The organism is Acinetobacter sp. AHP123, from assembly GCF_023757925.1.
GTDB classification, from domain to species: Bacteria; Pseudomonadota; Gammaproteobacteria; order Pseudomonadales; family Moraxellaceae; genus Acinetobacter; species Acinetobacter oleivorans.
Genome location: NZ_CP092454.1, coordinates 2345674 through 2362048 on the forward strand (window position 1 = coordinate 2345674; position 16375 = coordinate 2362048).

At 37.9% G+C, this 16375-nt stretch carries 14 protein-coding genes and 3 tRNA genes; 4 read left to right on the forward strand and 13 right to left on the reverse strand.

Features of this window, described 5'->3' with window-relative positions; translation table 11 throughout:
* The first annotated feature begins 65 nt into the window (after window positions 1-65).
* Entirely contained in the window at window positions 66-266 is a 201-nt protein-coding gene (locus tag MJX77_RS11130) for a hypothetical protein (protein WP_252059063.1), read from the forward strand.
* A gap of 11 nt (window positions 267-277) precedes the next feature.
* Here MJX77_RS11130 and MJX77_RS11135 read toward each other — a convergent pair whose 3' ends face one another.
* The 6 genes from MJX77_RS11135 to MJX77_RS11160 form a co-directional block, all read right to left on the reverse strand.
* Window positions 278-721, reverse strand: coding sequence for a DUF2726 domain-containing protein (locus MJX77_RS11135; RefSeq protein ID WP_013197195.1), 444 nt, complete (start codon window positions 719-721; stop codon window positions 278-280).
* Window positions 722-777: 56 nt separating this feature from the next.
* A tRNA-Asn gene (locus MJX77_RS11140) sits at window positions 778-853 on the reverse strand.
* Window positions 854-1034: 181 nt separating this feature from the next.
* Window positions 1035-1110 (reverse strand) — tRNA-Asn (locus MJX77_RS11145).
* Between the two features lie 8 nt (window positions 1111-1118).
* A tRNA-Asn gene (locus tag MJX77_RS11150) sits at window positions 1119-1194 on the reverse strand.
* 145 nt (window positions 1195-1339) lie between these two features.
* The gene (gene sodB / locus MJX77_RS11155) at window positions 1340-1966 is read right to left on the reverse strand and encodes a superoxide dismutase SodB (protein WP_000208083.1); all 627 of its coding nucleotides are present in this window, start codon (window positions 1964-1966) and stop codon (window positions 1340-1342) included.
* A 147-nt stretch (window positions 1967-2113) separates the two neighbouring features.
* The gene (locus MJX77_RS11160; protein ID WP_252059066.1) at window positions 2114-2872 is read right to left on the reverse strand and encodes a Nif3-like dinuclear metal center hexameric protein; all 759 of its coding nucleotides are present in this window, start codon (window positions 2870-2872) and stop codon (window positions 2114-2116) included.
* A 194-nt stretch (window positions 2873-3066) separates the two neighbouring features.
* Between MJX77_RS11160 and MJX77_RS11165 the strand changes: the two genes are divergently transcribed.
* The gene (locus MJX77_RS11165) at window positions 3067-4242 is read left to right on the forward strand and encodes a S1C family serine protease (protein WP_013197197.1); all 1176 of its coding nucleotides are present in this window, start codon (window positions 3067-3069) and stop codon (window positions 4240-4242) included.
* A gap of 43 nt (window positions 4243-4285) precedes the next feature.
* On the opposite strand, the gene MJX77_RS11170 is transcribed toward MJX77_RS11165, so the two are convergent.
* From MJX77_RS11170 to ahcY, 6 genes are all read right to left on the reverse strand, one after another.
* Window positions 4286-5524, reverse strand: coding sequence for a multifunctional CCA addition/repair protein (locus MJX77_RS11170; RefSeq protein WP_174745358.1), 1239 nt, complete (start codon window positions 5522-5524; stop codon window positions 4286-4288).
* Between the two features lie 91 nt (window positions 5525-5615).
* Complete coding sequence (locus MJX77_RS11175) at window positions 5616-7886, reverse strand: NADP-dependent malic enzyme (RefSeq protein ID WP_005307164.1); 2271 nt, start codon at window positions 7884-7886, stop codon at window positions 5616-5618.
* Window positions 7887-8124: 238 nt separating this feature from the next.
* Entirely contained in the window at window positions 8125-10977 is a 2853-nt protein-coding gene (locus MJX77_RS11180) for a putative bifunctional diguanylate cyclase/phosphodiesterase (RefSeq protein WP_252059069.1), read from the reverse strand.
* Window positions 10978-11111: 134 nt separating this feature from the next.
* Complete coding sequence (locus MJX77_RS11185) at window positions 11112-11834, reverse strand: 16S rRNA (uracil(1498)-N(3))-methyltransferase (protein ID WP_151822852.1); 723 nt, start codon at window positions 11832-11834, stop codon at window positions 11112-11114.
* An 18-nt stretch (window positions 11835-11852) separates the two neighbouring features.
* Complete coding sequence (gene metF, locus MJX77_RS11190) at window positions 11853-12689, reverse strand: methylenetetrahydrofolate reductase [NAD(P)H] (protein WP_004790980.1); 837 nt, start codon at window positions 12687-12689, stop codon at window positions 11853-11855.
* 74 nt (window positions 12690-12763) lie between these two features.
* Window positions 12764-14146 (reverse strand): adenosylhomocysteinase, encoded by a 1383-nt coding sequence (gene ahcY, locus MJX77_RS11195; RefSeq protein WP_144731861.1) that lies wholly within the window; start codon window positions 14144-14146, stop codon window positions 12764-12766.
* Between the two features lie 284 nt (window positions 14147-14430).
* Here ahcY and MJX77_RS11200 point away from each other — a divergent pair, with 284 nt between their 5' ends.
* Window positions 14431-15258 (forward strand): DUF3592 domain-containing protein, encoded by an 828-nt coding sequence (locus MJX77_RS11200; RefSeq protein ID WP_252059071.1) that lies wholly within the window; start codon window positions 14431-14433, stop codon window positions 15256-15258.
* A gap of 129 nt (window positions 15259-15387) precedes the next feature.
* Window positions 15388-15924 (forward strand): cysteine peptidase family C39 domain-containing protein, encoded by a 537-nt coding sequence (locus tag MJX77_RS11205; RefSeq protein WP_252059073.1) that lies wholly within the window; start codon window positions 15388-15390, stop codon window positions 15922-15924.
* Between the two features lie 38 nt (window positions 15925-15962).
* Here the strand turns inward: MJX77_RS11205 and MJX77_RS11210 are convergent, their stop codons facing one another.
* Window positions 15963-16346 carry a carboxymuconolactone decarboxylase family protein gene (locus tag MJX77_RS11210; protein ID WP_000043120.1) on the reverse strand — a complete coding sequence of 128 codons (384 nt, stop codon included), beginning with the start codon at window positions 16344-16346 and terminating at the stop codon, window positions 15963-15965.
* Between the last annotated feature and the right edge of the window lie 29 nt (window positions 16347-16375).

Genomic DNA, 16375 nt, shown 5'->3' on the forward strand with positions numbered 1-16375 from the left:
TAGCGGCTCTTTTTGTTATATTGTTACGCATTCTGAAATTGATACCGTTTGAGTTTGAAGTAGTCATGAGCCAGCAACCTGTTGAAAAAAAATCTGTTCCTTGGTTATTAATGGGATTAGGTTTACTTATTCCTTTTTTAATTATTGGAATACTTTTCTTGGCTGCAAAAAGTGATGCTAAGACTAAAAAACAATATGAACAGCAACGTTTAGAGATGGAAAAAAGAATAGTTGAAAAAGAAGCAGCAAGTTCTGAAAAGAAATAATAACAGTGCTTTTAATGAATATCCTTTTGTAGCTGACGTACACTTGGGATGTTTGTATAGCGTCTTACTATATAACCTGCTTCTGTGAGCATTTGATCACGAATACGGTCTTCTTCTGCTTTTTCAAGATGGGTAGGGTCATCTAGCTCGATAATGGCAATTACTTCCATCTTGTCGTTAAGCACAACGAAATCGGTAACTTTACGGTTGAACTGACTACGAATTTTATAGTCATTGCTGGTAATCAAAGCACTAAAAGCCACTTGTGCTAAAACATGATGGCTTGGAAAACTTTGTTTTAAACGTATAAACATCTGAGTTTCAAAGTTTGTAATAACAGGGCGAGCAAAGAATTTTTGTTTTGGAAATAAATAAGGGCGTAAACAAACAACAAGAAAAATGCAGGTGCTTAAGCAACCTAAAACAATAAAAAATAAGTGACTCGATTCGAACATGTGAAGGCATCATACAAATAAAAACCCACTCATGATGAGTGGGTTTTTAAGAATCTTGGCTCTCCAACCTGGGCTCGAACCAGGGACCTGCGGATTAACAGTCCGTCGCTCTACCGACTGAGCTATTGGAGAATCTGGAAATGGATTTTAGGGAGGAAAGGGGGCTGGGTCAAGTCTTAATAACGGAATTAGTCAGAATATCTAATCGTTTGGTTTAAAAATACTCGAAACATTGATTTTATTCAAAATAATGAAAAATTATTAAATCATTAGAAAAGAAAAAACCCGCAATAAATGCGGGCTTTTAGAATCTTGGCTCTCCCACCTGGGCTCGAACCAGGGACCTGCGGATTAACAGTCCGTCGCTCTACCGACTGAGCTATGGGAGATTAGTAGATGGCTCTCCAACCTGGGCTCGAACCAGGGACCTGCGGATTAACAGTCCGTCGCTCTACCGACTGAGCTATTGGAGAATCTGATGCGCATTTTATGGATGAAATCTAAAAGCGTCAATAAGAATATTAAAGAAAATGAATCGTTTGCTTGATTAATATGCTTTTGTGATATTAAAAATAAAAAAACCACCCAAAATAGGGTGGTTTTTATAAAGAAATAAAATTATTTCTCTACGCCTGCTGGTTGGCCTGCAAGTTTTGCATTTGCATAGTCCCAGTTCACTAGGCTTTCTAAGAAAGTTGCGATGTATTTAGGACGTAAGTTACGGAAATCGATGTAGTAAGCATGTTCCCATACGTCAATTGTTAATACAGCAATTTGACCATGTGCAAGTGGAGTGTCTGCATTAGAAGTTTTAGTAATAGATAATTTACCATTTACTTCATCAGCAACTAACCAAGCCCAACCTGAACCGAATTGAGTTGTTGCAGCAGCAGTAAATTCTTCTGCAAACTTTTCGTAGCTACCAAAAGCTTCGTCAATTTTAGCAGCGATTGCGCCAGTAGGTTTACCACCACCATTTGGCTTCATGCTGTTCCAGTAGAAAGTGTGGTTCCAAACTTGAGCAGCATTGTTGAAAATACCAGCTTTAGATGCATCACCAGCAGTCGCTTTAATGATTTCTTCTAAAGTTTTACCTTCAAGGTCAGTTCCTTTGATTAAGTTGTTTAAGTTAACAACATAGGTATTGTGGTGTTTATCGTGATGGTATTCTAAAGTTTCTTTACTGATATGTGGCGCTAAATCATCATAGCCATATGGAAGTGCAGGTAAAGTAATGGTTGTCATGTTCCTATTCCTTGCATTTGCTGGGTTATACAATATTAAGTGGCTCTATTGTAAATGATTCTGTTCACAATAGGGCATCGTTTTAAAGAACTATACACAATAAAGATCTAATTAATACGCATAACACAGATTGAAAAAAAGACTTAATTAAATCGGATTATTCAATTCAAAATATTCACTTTCAATAGCGAACTGCTGTGAAATTGCTTGTGCCAATCGCTGAACTCCATAACGTTCAGTTGCATGATGACCACAAGCAAAATAGTGAACACCTAATTCTTTTGCTTCATAGAAAGTTCGTTCACTGACTTCGCCTGAAATATAAGCATCACAATTTTGCAAAGCTGCTTTAGCAATAAAATCTTGAGCGCCGCCTGTACAGAAACCTACTTTTTGAATGCTTTGTTTTCCAGCTGGTAAATGAATTACCTTAAAATCAAAATTGTTTTGTAGTTTTGCTTTAAATTCGTCCACAGAAAGTGCTTGCTCTAAATATCCAATATTACCAATCGGATGTTTCTCGGTTAAATCAAGTGGTTCTAAATTCTGTAAATTTAATTTCTCTGCAATGGCTACATTATTGCCCAAAGTTGGGTGGGCATCTAACGGCAGATGGTAAGCGACTAATGAAATATTATTTTGAATCAGTTTTTTAATGCGGTTACCACGCATTCCTGTAATTGAGTACGGTTCGCCTTTCCAAAAATAACCATGATGTACAAGTAATAGATCCGCATTTTGAGCAATTGCTGCATCAATCGCGCCTTCGGAAGCAGTAACCGCACAAACGATACGTTTTACTTCAGTTGAACCTTCAATTTGCAGGCCATTTGGTGCGTAATCTTTAAATTCTGCTGATTTTAAGGTTTGGTCGCACCACTGAATAATTTCATGCAAATTCGCCATGATATTTCCTGAATTGAGTAGTAAATAATTGCTAAAGCTATAGAAACATATTTTGTTGTGTAACTAAAGCTAGACAAATCTTTTTTGAGTTTTTTGTGTATATCGACATATTTAATTTAAAATGCTTAACTGAAAACTCTTTTTGTTCAATATATTAATTTAATTAAAAACTTCTTTTCGTAGAGGATATAAACGTGCGCCGCACCTTTACATGGTTACCTTGGGTGTTACTTATTATTGTAATTGCCAGTTTTATTGCATGGCAAAAATACCATCAACCGAAACCAACTGTTGCAGTTGATGGGGTACAAATGCCTGCCGAGAAAGTTGAGCCATTGGTTGATACTTCACGAACGGGCGGGGTGGTGTCTTATAGTGCTGCGGTAAAAGTTGCAGCGCCCGCAGTTGTTAATATTTTTACGACCCAGAAAGTTAAACAAAATCATCCATTGTTAAGCGATCCAGTATTCCGCGAATTTTTTGGAAATCAGGTTCCTGAACAACAACAGCAAAATGAAAATAGTTTAGGTTCTGGGGTTATTGTACGTGCTGATGGTTATATTCTTACCAATAATCATGTGATTGCTCAAGCTGATCAAATTGTAGTGGCATTACGTGACGGGCGTCGTGCGGAAGCAACGATTGTTGGAACGGATCCAGATACAGATTTAGCAGTCATTAAAATCGATTTAGATAAATTACCTGTGTTGCCATTTAAGCTCAGCGGTAACGAAGTGGGTGATGTTGTCTTGGCGATTGGTAACCCATTTGGTGTAGGGCAAACGGTAACTCAGGGCATTATTTCTGCCACTGAGCGCTCTGATTTGGGCATTAATACCTATGAAGACTTTATTCAAACCGATGCCGCAATTAATCCAGGTAACTCAGGTGGTGCATTAATTGATGTTGCTGGTAATTTAATTGGGGTGAACACAGCTATTTTCTCTCAGTCGGGTGGCTCATTAGGCATTGGCTTCGCAATTCCAGCTAAAATTTGCCAACAAGTATTAAACTCGATTTTGAAAGATGGCCGTGTTGTACGTGGATGGTTGGGCATTAGTTTAGTACCACCTACACAAGACGATGTCTTGGCACCAAAACAGCAAATTGGTGTAGTTGTTGCTGATGTATTAAAAAGTGGTCCAGCGGCTTCAGCAGGTATAAAAGTTGGCGATAAGATTGTTCAAGTAAATAATGAACCAATCACTTCGGCATCTCATTTGATTAATTACGTTGCATTACAAGCGCCTAATAGCGAAATTAATGTAGTGGTTGAGCGAGCTGGTAAGCAAGAAAACTTTGTAGTAACAGTTGGCGAAAGAAAAAACCAAAATAGTCAATCTCAATATATACCGTTACCTAAACAGTAAAATAAAAAAAGCCTCGTAACGAGGCTTTTTTTATTGGCTTAAATTAAGAATGTGTCGGTGTCTGATGTTGATGTTTGAACTCAGTTAAAGCATCAATGCGATATTGAATTAACATTTCGCCAATTTCAGCACCCTTAATGTTGTCTGGTAAATCCTGAACTTTAATAGAGCGAACCACTTGCATTGCATCTAACATATACTGAGCTTGAGGATAGGGGCGATCTTCTAGACCTAGTCGACCTCTAGCATCGCACTCACATGCCTGTACAAAAGCTTCTACTCTTTCAGGACGGCGTAATACATCAAGGCGTTGTAATAAACGCCATACCGTTCCTGGTTTTAAAGACATAATCTGATGACATTTTAAATGCTCTTTACACACCGATAATGCCAACTGTCGAGTTTGAGTTGGAACTTTTAAACGTTCGCATAGTTCAGTAACTGGTTTCACGCCACGCTCTTCATGCATGATATGGCGCGGAAGTTCATTAACTGGCGTTAATGCTTTCCCCAAATCATGTACTAAAACAGCAAATCGAACATCAAGCGAGTAGTTTGACTTACATGCTTGTTGTAAAGACATTAGGGTATGTATGCCGCAGTCTACTTCAGGATGATATTCAGGACGTTGTGGTACACCAAACAATGCGTCAATTTCAGGGAAAAGATGTTTTAACGCACCGCAATCGCGTAATGTCTGAAAATAAATATCTGCATGATCTTCTAGGAGTGCACGTGAAGTTTCTTTCCACACACGTTCTGGTGTTAATGCATCAAGTTCACCAGATTCAGCCATCGTTTGCATGAGTTGTAAGGTTTCAGGTGCAATATGAAAACCATATGCAGAATATCGAGCTGCAAAGCGTGCGACACGTAAAACACGTAAAGGATCTTCAGCAAAAGCGTCTGAAACATGTCGTAAGGTTTTATTTTCTAAATCAGTTTGACCGCCATAGGGGTCATATAATTTGCCATCTTGATCCATTGCTATGGCATTGATGGTTAAATCACGGCGAATTAAATCTTCTTCTAAACTTACTGTGGTATCAGTAAAAAACTGAAAACCGTGATAACCCTTACCGGACTTTCGCTCAGTACGTGCAAGTGCGTATTCTTCTTTCGTTTCAGGATGAAGAAACACAGGAAAATCTTTGCCTACAGGTTGAAAACCTTGGGCGAGCATATGTTCAGGTGTTGCTCCGACCACAACATAGTCTTTTTCTTGATAGGGATGCCCAAGTAGAGAATCTCGGACGGCACCACCTACTAAATACACTTGCATGAAAAAACCTCTATTCTTCAAGCAATCATGCTACAGAATAGAGGTTTTCTCAAGTCATTAGACAGGCTTTTCGTAAAAAGCTCTTTCTAAATTACTTTTCTTGTTGTTGGATTTCCGCAACAGTTAAAGCAGTCATATTGATAAGACGACGAGTAGTTGCTGTCGGTGTCAAAATATGAACAGGTTTTGCTGCACCAAGCAAAATTGGACCAATAGTAACGTTGTTACCAGAAGTCGCTTTCAACAAGTTAAATGAAATATTTGCTGCATCTAGGTTTGGCATAATGAGCAAGTTTGCAGAACCTTTAAAACGTGAACCAGGGAATGCAAATTGACGAATGCTTTCGTCTAATGCTGCATCACCATGCATTTCACCTTCAACTTCAAGCTCAGGAGCTTGCTCAGATAAAATACGATAAACTTCACGCATTTTTTGAGCACTTGAATCAGTTTGGTCACTACCAAAACTTGAATGAGAAAGAAGTGCTACGCGTGGAGTAATACCAAAGCGACGTACCTCTTCAGCTGCCAAAATAGTCATTTCAGCAAGTTGTTCAGCAGTCGGGTTAGTGTTTACATAGGTATCTGCAATAAACAAGTTACGATCTTCAAGCATTAATGCATTTAACGTGAAGAAGTTGTTCATGCCTTCTTTAAGGCCGATAACATTGCGTACAAAGTCAAGGTGAATATTATAGCTACTGTAAGTACCACATAACATACCATCTGCTTTACCGAATTTAACCAGTAGAGATGCAATTAACGTTGAACGGCGGCGAGCTTCACGTTGAGCATATTCAACTGTGATGCCTTTGCGTTGCATTGTTTGATAGTAATCTTTCCAAAACTCTTCATACATCGGGTTTTGTTCTTGATCAACAATCTCAATATTTACGCCATGTTGTAAACGTAGGCCTAATTTTTTGATATTTGCTTCAATTACAGCAGTACGACCTACTAAAATTGGTTTAGCTAAATCTTCATCAACAGCAATTTGTACTGCACGTAATACGCGCTCGTCTTCACCTTCCGCATATGCAATACGCTTTGGATCAGCTTTTGCTTGAGCAAAAATTGGTTTCATCAAGAATGCAGAGTTATATACAAACTCAGACAATTTTTGACGATATACGGCGAAATCTTCGATAGGACGAGTTGCTACACCTGAGTCCATTGCAGCTTTAGCAACTGCTGGTGCAATTTCTAAAATTAAACGTTGATCAAGTGGGCGTGGAATTAAATAATCACGGCCAAATGAAGCAGATTTTTCACCATATGTTGCTGCATCAGCTTCTACATGAGCCATACGCGCAATTGCATGTACACATGCAATTTTCATGTCTTCATTAATCGTAGTTGCGCCAACGTCAAGTGCACCACGGAAAATGTATGGGAAACATAATGCGTTGTTTACTTGGTTTGGATAGTCAGAACGACCAGTTGCCATAATGACATCAGAACGTACTTCATGTGCATGTTCAGGTAAAATTTCTGGATCTGGGTTTGCCAAAGCAAAAATAATAGGGTTCTCAGCCATCTGTTTCACCATTTCTTTGGTGAGAATACCTGCAGCAGAAAGACCCAAGAACATATCAGCGCCAGCCATTACTTCATGAAGCTGAGATGCTGAAATATCTTGAACATAACGTTTTTTAGATTCGTCTAAGCCTTCACGTGAAGTGGTTAATAGACCACGAGAGTCGGCAACAATGATATTTTCTTTTTTAGCACCAAGCGCACAAAGCAAGTCTAAACATGAAAGTGCTGCTGCACCTGCACCTGAAGCTACAATTTTGATTTCTTCAATTTTCTTATTTACAAGTTGCAATGCATTGAGCAAAGCTGAACCTACAATAATACTTGTACCATGTTGATCGTCATGGAATACAGGAATCTTCATACGTTCACGAAGTTTCTTTTCAATATAGAAACATTCAGGCGCTTTAATATCTTCGAGGTTGATACCACCGAAAGTTGGCTCAAGAGAGGCAACGATATCTACAATTTTATCTGGATCGTTTTCTGCAATTTCGATGTCAAATACATCTACACCAGCAAACTTTTTGAAGAGAACGCCTTTACCTTCCATTACAGGTTTAGAAGCCAATGGGCCAATATTACCTAAACCAAGAACAGCTGTACCGTTAGTTACTACAGCAACCAAGTTTCCGCGAGCTGTATATTTAGCAGCAGTTGAAGGATCACGTTCAATCTCTAAACATGGCGCAGCAACTCCGGGTGAGTAGGCTAAAGCCAAATCTCGTTGGTTGACAAGTTGCTTACTTGGGGTAACGCTGATTTTCCCTGGGTTTGGATATTCATGGTAATTTAAAGCGGCCTGTTTTAAAGATTGATCGTCCATCTGAGTCTCTATTTGATACAAAAAAGCAAACTAGTCAAATCACTCATTCAGGGAGAAGGCAACTCAGTTCTTTTACTATGCTTTAATTTTTACCAATTAAGAGAATAGTAGACGAATTGCCAATAGCCCTGTAGTGAGCTAAATGCTAAAGAATATAACACTACTTCTTTATTTCTCACAGTCAAAAACGCTCATTTTTGGAAAAAGCAGCATATGTAAAAATAGAGAGTTGGAACAATTAATAAATATGCGAATCTGTTTGTAGGTAAGGAATAATCTGCTCAGCTGGGATAGGGCGGCTAAAGAAATAGCCTTGTAAAAAATCACATTGCTGTTTTTGCAGATAGGCAACTTGTTCTTCGGTTTCTACACCTTCGGCAACCAATTTAAGGCCCATACTTTTACCCATTGCAATCATGGCATTTACAATAGCTTCTTGTTTGTGATCACCAATTTTAGAAATGAAAGCACGGTCAATTTTTAGTACATCAATTGGATACTCTGTCAGGTAAGCCAAAGAGGAGTAACCTGTACCGAAGTCATCTAAAGCAATTGAAATATCTCGTTGTTTTATCGCATGTAATAGCGTTTTGACGTTATCCGTATTGTCTAATAGAGCTGATTCAGTAATTTCAAGTTCAAGGTCCGAACCCTGTATATTATATTTTTGCAAAACTTCATCTAGATCATTAAGTAATAAGCCACGATGTATTTGCTGAGCGACAATATTTACAGAGACTTGAACGTTTGTGTAGCCTGCGTTTTTCCATTCTTGTAATTGTTTTCCAACTTTATCTAAAACGACTTTGCCAATATCTGAAATCAGGCTACTACGCTCAGCAAAAGGTATAAACATATTTGGCATGACTAATCCTTTTTCAGGATGTTGCCAACGGATTAATGCTTCAAAACCTATAATAGATGGATCTAGTAGATTAATTTTGGGTTGGTAATAAATGACAAATTCATCATTTTGAATGGCTTTACGTAACTCTTGTTCTAAATCAGCAGTTTTATATGGATGCTCTGCTTTATTGCAATAGTAAGAAATGGTGTTGCCCCCTAAGCGCTTTGCTTCTGAAAGTGCTTGTTCTGCATGGTTATTAAGATGGTCAATTTGTCGGCCATGCTCAGGAAAGCATGCCACACCGATAGATGCTGTAATAAAATATTCGTGATTATCAATATAAAAAGGTGCGTTGAGCGCTTGCAGGATGTTTTGGCAATATTGCTCAATATTTGGATGAATTGGAGAGATTTCATAAATAATTGCAAAATCGTCACTATTTAAATACGCAACCAAAATTGCATTAATATTGATTAAGCGTAATCGTTGCGCGAACTGTTTAAGGAGTTCATCACCACTATCATTATTTAAAAATTCATTAAAAGCGCGGAAACGGTCAATGTTTACTCGTATCAGCGCTAAATTTTTAATGTTATATGAAGGGTTTACAAGATATTGATGTAATTGATTGTAATAGTAAAGACGATTAGGCAAGTGGGTGAGACTATCGTAATTTTTTAAATAGGATAGATGTTGTTCCTGACGTTTTTGTTCAGTGAGGTCACGTGCAAATCCAATATAATTTGTAATTTGATGGAACTCATCTTTGACCACATTGATGTGTAACCACAAATAGACGCTTTTGCCAGAATTAAATTTTTCATCAAATTGGCCCATATATTCCCCAGTTTCGAGGAGCTGTTGGGTAATTGAGGTATGAAATTGTTGTTGTAATTCTTTTTGATTAATCGCAATGCTAAATAATTCTTTATTTAAAAGTTCTGATTTAGAAAATCCAGTTAATTTTTCGTAGTAAGGGTTAATATCAATATAATTCAGGTGTTCATCTAAAATGAATATGCCTTCTGCTGCTTGTTCAAGCACAATTGCGGATAGTCTTAAGTGTTCTTGGTCTTTTTTCTCTTGATGTATATCTCGGGTCATTCCAACCATACGAAGCGCTTTTTGTGTTTTGGGATCTCTGGTAATGACACGACCTACATCATGAATCCATCGCCATGAACCATCTTGACGTAAAATCCTGAAATTGATATTAAAATGATCTGTAATTCCTTCTAGATGTTGCTTTAAACGCTCGTTAAACAGTTTCTTATCACTTGGATGTACGCGGTCTAAAATAGTATTGAGATGAATAACGGTCGTTTGAGTCTGCTTTTGTTGATCGAAAAAGGTAATTTCTAATTTTTGATTTTCAATATCCCAGTCCCAAGGTCGAATGCCTGCCGTTTCATTTGCAAAAGCTAAATTGTAGTGGTGGCTTTCAAGTTGCTCATTCATTTTAGTGAGATCGTATGTGCGTTCACGAACTTTTTGTTCTAGTAAATGGTTATTAAATTGGAGTTGGGCTTCAATATCTTTCGATTTATTCACTTCTTGTTGAAGTTGTACACATAACTCTTCAGCCCACTGGGTATGTTGTTCTGAAATTTGAATGAGCTGTTTATTTCTAAATAATAGTTGAGAAATTTTTTGATAGTTACGTTGAGTTGCGTATGCACAGAGTATGGTAGCTATGAAAGCGATGTTATAGGCGAAATAAAAAGGCAGCTGAGTAATGGGTGTATGTGTAAATTGAGCAATTAATAGGGGTAATGTACTGGGAATAAATAAGAGATAAAAGTATCGAGGTTGTTGCGTTAAAAAAGTCAGTCCAATGATATGGGCAGAAGTGATAAACAAAGCAATTAAAATATGAGCATCGGGTAGGGTAACTAGCTCTTGAGGAAGATAAAAATGAATAACCGTAACGGTTGCCCCTAGTAAAACTCCTGAAGTAAAACAAATACTTTGTAAGATAAGATCAGCTTTTTTAATAAAATTAATAGTACGATAGTGCGTTAAAATATTTGGAACAAATAATAGGCAGGTAAGAGAGGCAACAGTGAGGCCCATAGACCAGTTAAATATTGTTATTGAAGATGAAAAATAATAAGAAAAAATAGTGTATGAAATGAGACATAGCAGTATTAAGCTAACCAAATACCAGCGTATATATTGAATTGAAAGTTTTAGCTGCTCAATTTTTGTTTGATGCTGTAAATATTCTTCCTGAAGCCCAGACATAAGATTTTTCTATCCTATTTTTTTACATATATACAGAAAGAATCTGATTTATCAGTGATAAAGAATTTGAAATTTTATTCATACAATAAAAGTAAATTAACTTTAAATAGCGATTTAATCAATGTTCAATGAACTTAGGTGGATAAAAACCGATAATTTAAAATAGATAAGGCGACGACTGGCGCAGTTTCTGTACGTAAAACACGGTCACCAATACACCAGTTCATAAAACCAGCTTGATTGGCTTGAGTAATTTCATTTTCGCTTAAACCGCCTTCTGGTCCAATCAATAAGGCAAGTTCAGGTTGTATGCCTGCTAATACATCTTTTTGTTCTTTTTCTGGCGCTAAAACGAATTTAGATTGAGGAAGTTCTGAAGAACTTAACCATTCATTAAGAGAAATAGGTGCTAATACTTCTGGGACTAAGTTCAAACCACATTGTTCGCATGCTGCAATTGCAACAGCTTGCCAGTGATCTAATTTTTTTTGATCTCGGTCGTATTTTAAGCGCATTTCACAGCGGTCGCTTGTAAGCAATTGAATTTGACTTACACCAAGTTCAGTGGCTTTCTGAATGGCATAATCCATTCGGTCACCTTTACTCATGACCTGACCAAGAACTGCTTTAAATGGGGCATTACGGTTATTAGGGTTGAAATTCTCAATTGTGACAAACGCATTTTTTTTATTAATTTCGCTCAGTGTCGCGAGATATTCGCCACCTTGGCCATTAAATAGAGTCGCTTGTTCTTGTAATTGTGCGCGTAAGACACGCACCCAATGATGAAATACTGATTCAGTTAGTTGAATAGTTGAACCAACTGTAAGTTCAGTTTCGATAAAAAAACGATTCATTGGGTACGCCTTACAAAATTAATTTAAACCAAGATCAACAACGAGTTGACGAGTTGGTTCGACTTGATTCATTGAATAGAAATGTAAGCTTGGTGCACCACCTGCAATTAGGCGTTCACATAGCTTCACAACAACTTCATGACCAAAAGCTTTAATACTCTCGCTGTCATCGCCATAGGCTTGTAATTGTTTACGGATCCAACGAGGAATCTCTGCACCAGTACCATCAGCAAAGCGAATTAAATTGCTGGCATTGGTAATCGGCATGATGCCAGGAGCCACCGGAATATTAACTCCAGCTTTTTCCAGACGCTCAATAAAATAAAAGTATGAGTCTGGATTAAAAAAGAATTGTGTAATTCCTGCATTAGCGCCAGCTTGTACTTTTTCAATAAAACGTTGGATATCTGAATCAAGGTTTTCAGCTTGAGGGTGCATTTCAGGATAAGCTGCAACTTCAATATGAAAATGATCACCTGAATGCTCACGAATAAAACGTACTAAATCTTGAGCATAAGGAAGTTCGCCAAGCCCGACTTGACCAGAAGGTAAGTCACCGCGTAAAGCGACAATACGGTTAATGCCTTGGGTTTTATATAAATCTAGTAACTCAGCAATACGCGCTTTATCATCACCAATGCATGAAAGGTGAGGTGCAACTGGTGTACCTTTACCATTGAAATCGTCAATAGCAGCAAGAGTACGTTCGCGAGTAGAACCACCAGCACCATAGGTAATCGAGAAAAAATCTGGATTTAATAGTTGTAATTCTTGATGAACAATACGAAGTTTTTCAGCACCGGCATCAGTTTTCGGTGGGAAAAACTCAAAAGAAATGGGTATACGTTTAGTCATGTCAAATCCTTGTAAACAGCGAAACAATATTTTTAGAAAAAAGGGCAGGCGGTTCACCGTCTGCCCTTAAGTTCTTAGTATTTGTAAGCGTCAGACTTGAATGGTCCTTCAACAGCAACACCTAAATAGCCAGCTTGCTCTTGAGTTAATTGAGTAAGTACACCACCAAAACCTGCAACCATTGCCGCAGCAACTTCTTCGTCAAGTTTCTTAGGAAGAACTTCTACACGAATTTTTGCAGTTTTTTCGTTTGCAGGAAGGTCAGCAAATTTCTCTTGGAATAAGTGAATTTGACCTAACACTTGGTTAGCAAAAGAACCGTCCATCACGCGTGATGGGTGACCAGTTGCATTACCTAGGTTTACAAGGCGACCTTCAGAAAGAAGAATGAGGTAGTTGTTTTCGTCTTCTGAACGATAAACTTGGTGAACTTGTGGCTTCACTTCAACCCACTTGTAACCACGTAAATAAGCTGTGTCGATTTCTGTGTCGAAGTGACCGATGTTACATACAACTGCGCCAGCTTTTAAGCTATCTAACATTGCAGCATCACATACGTGGTAGTTACCAGTAGTCGTTACAACAAGGTCAGTATTGCCAAGTAAGTCGTGGTTAATATCTTCTTTTTTGCCTGTTTGTACGCCGTTTTTGTATGGAGATACAACTTCGTAGCCGTCCATACATGCTTGCATTGCACAAATTGGGTCAACCTCAGTTACGCGAACGATCATGCCTTCTTGACGTAAAGATTGAGCAGAACCTTTACCAACGTCACCATAACCGATCACAAGCGCACGACGACCAGACAAAAGCATGTCAGTTGCACGTTTGATTGCATCATTTAATGAGTGACGGCAACCATATTTGTTGTCATTTTTAGATTTAGTAACTGAGTCATTTACGTTAATTGCAGGTACTTTCAAAGAACCGTCTTTCCACATTTCGATAAGACGTTGAACACCTGTAGTCGTTTCTTCAGTAATACCGTGAATGCGTTCTAAAAGAGCAGGGTATTTTTCATGAACAAGAGCAGTTAAGTCACCGCCATCATCCAAGATCATGTTGGCATCCCAAGGCTGACCATTAACATTCACTTGTTGTTCAAGACACCATACATATTCTTCTTCAGTTTCGCCTTTCCAAGCAAAAACAGGAATACCGCGAGCAGCAATTGCAGCAGCAGCATGGTCTTGAGTTGAGAAAATGTTACATGAAGTCCAACGAACTTCAGCACCTAATTCAACAAGCGTTTCAATAAGAACCGCTGTTTGAATGGTCATGTGAATACAACCAAGGATTTTTGCACCAGCAAGTGGTTTAGACGCTGCATAACGTTTACGTAAACCAATTAGAGCTGGCATTTCTGCTTCAGCAAGTTTGATTTCTTTACGACCGTAGTCAGCAAGAGAGATGTCAGCAACTTTATAATCTGTAAATGAAGCATTAACCGCGTTCATTACGATCTCCTTAATTAAAAATAAAAATTGATCATTATGTTCGCGGATGCCGTTGTTGATTAGAGGCTTATTCTTGAAAGCCGGTCTAACCGAATCGTCGAGCCTAGCGATTTCACATTTATGTACCTGTGAAAAAGTCGCAGCATCCCTCGACTGCGGAGTATTGTACTCACATTTTAGTTTTGTTCCAATGTAGATTGTATAAAAACGTATCAACCGTATTCAGCGGAACGGTGCTGTCTTAAACTTGATTGGCGATAAAAATAAAGATGTGAAATAAGTGGATGAATGAAAAGTTGGATTCTTTAAAAGAAAATATAGTCGTTGTATTAGGTGTTCTTGCAGCAGTTTTCGGGCTTTTTTTGATGTTTTTCTATGGAGAAAATCTACGCATCGTGATCTATGCCATCGGATTTCATTTCACTATTTATTTGTTCATTCTTAGAAAATATATTTCAAGCCATCGGATTTTATTTCATATTATTTCAATCTTTACTTGTTATGTGCTTTTGCAAATCGTTTGGGGAGCTTCTCCTAAATTACAATTAAAAGAATTTGAATGGACGCATCCGCATTGGCAGCCTACTTATCAGGTTCAGCTGGTCGATTCAAAATCAGATGTTTATAGGCGTTCGAGAAGTGTCAGTTATGCCTATGTGCGTGTGATTTATCAATATGAATATCAGGGGCAACATTATTCAGCGGAGCATAGTGATTTAGTACGCCAATATTCAATGTTATTGACAGATGAACCCCCAGAACTACGCCAGCTCTCTGAATCTAAATTGAAACATCAATTTTTGAATGGTCAGGCTGTGGTATTGGTCAATCCAGCTAAACCGCAAGAATCCATATTCTTTTATTCGCAACAATGGCTTGATATACGGGGTTCATGGCTTGCAAAGATTTTATGGGGTATACAGTTAGTATCTATCTTTATCTTATTGGCGATTTTGGGCTTAATTATAAAGAAAGTCATCAATCCAAAAAATAAAATTCAAGTATGGTCAAAGCCGAAAAGGTATTTGTTTATAGCCATCTTCTTTATAGGAGGGTGGGCGGTATTGTTTGTAAGCTGGATTTTATTTATGTATGTCAAAAATGCACCATGACGATTTAAGAAATTAAATGCAAACGACTTTGTTGCACAAAGCTTTATAAGTTGAAGCTTTGCTAATTAATCTTAATTTTAGAGATAGATTTATATATCATCCGCCTCATATCATCTTGAGAGTGAATCTATGACTTTAGAGATTCCTGATTCTTTGCAGAATCTAGAAGCAAACTGTGGTGTTTTTGCGGTTTGGATGGTGCTTCAACATCATGGAGTACAAATTGTTGTTGCTGAGTTGATTAAAGTTTGCCGACACGACGAAGGGGGCACATATACTATTGCTTTAGCAGTTGCATTAAAGAAACTAGGATTTCAAGTGTCATTTCATTCAGATGAAGATCCTAATATTAGCCCAAGCGAACGAATGAGTTATCAAGAAGCAAAGGTATTGAAAATACCGACAGGACCTGCGTTAAGTTATCAGGATATTCAAGCTGAAATTCAAAATGGCAAAATGGTGATTGTCTATTACGATACTCTAGCTGGAGTGGGGAACCAGTCACTTGTGTATTCAATAGATGAAAAAAATATCTGTTTCTTTGATAGCTTTGAACCGATGTCAGCAGCAGTTTTTGAAAAGCAACGTCAAGTTGAAGGGATTTGTCGTCAGGCTATCGTGATTGATGACCGTAATTTTCAGATGCATTCGACTAAATTAAATTAGATTAAAAAGAGCCAGTAGGCTGCTGGCTCATATTGAAATTATTTTTGTTGATATTCTTGAATCACTTCTAAAGCAGCACGAAAAGCTTCTTGTGTAGCAGGTGCGCCACAATATGGCAGACTATGCAATAAAGTTTCTTGAATCTCTTCAACTGTACAGCCATTGTTAAGTGCACCACGAACATGGCCTTTGAGTTCTGTTGGTGACTTAAGTGCAGTTAACATTGCCAAAGTAATTAATGAACGATATTTACGCGGTAATACGCCTTCACGCTGCCAAGTTGATCCCCATGCATGCTCGTTAATCCAGTCTTGTAAAGGCTGGGTAAAGGGTACGGTGTTTTCTTGGGCACGTTTTACAAAAGCTTCTCCCATCACTTCTGTGCGAACTTTTAATCCATTTTCGTAATCTTGCTTAGACATTAATTTCTCCTAAAAATAAAAGCGTCGAT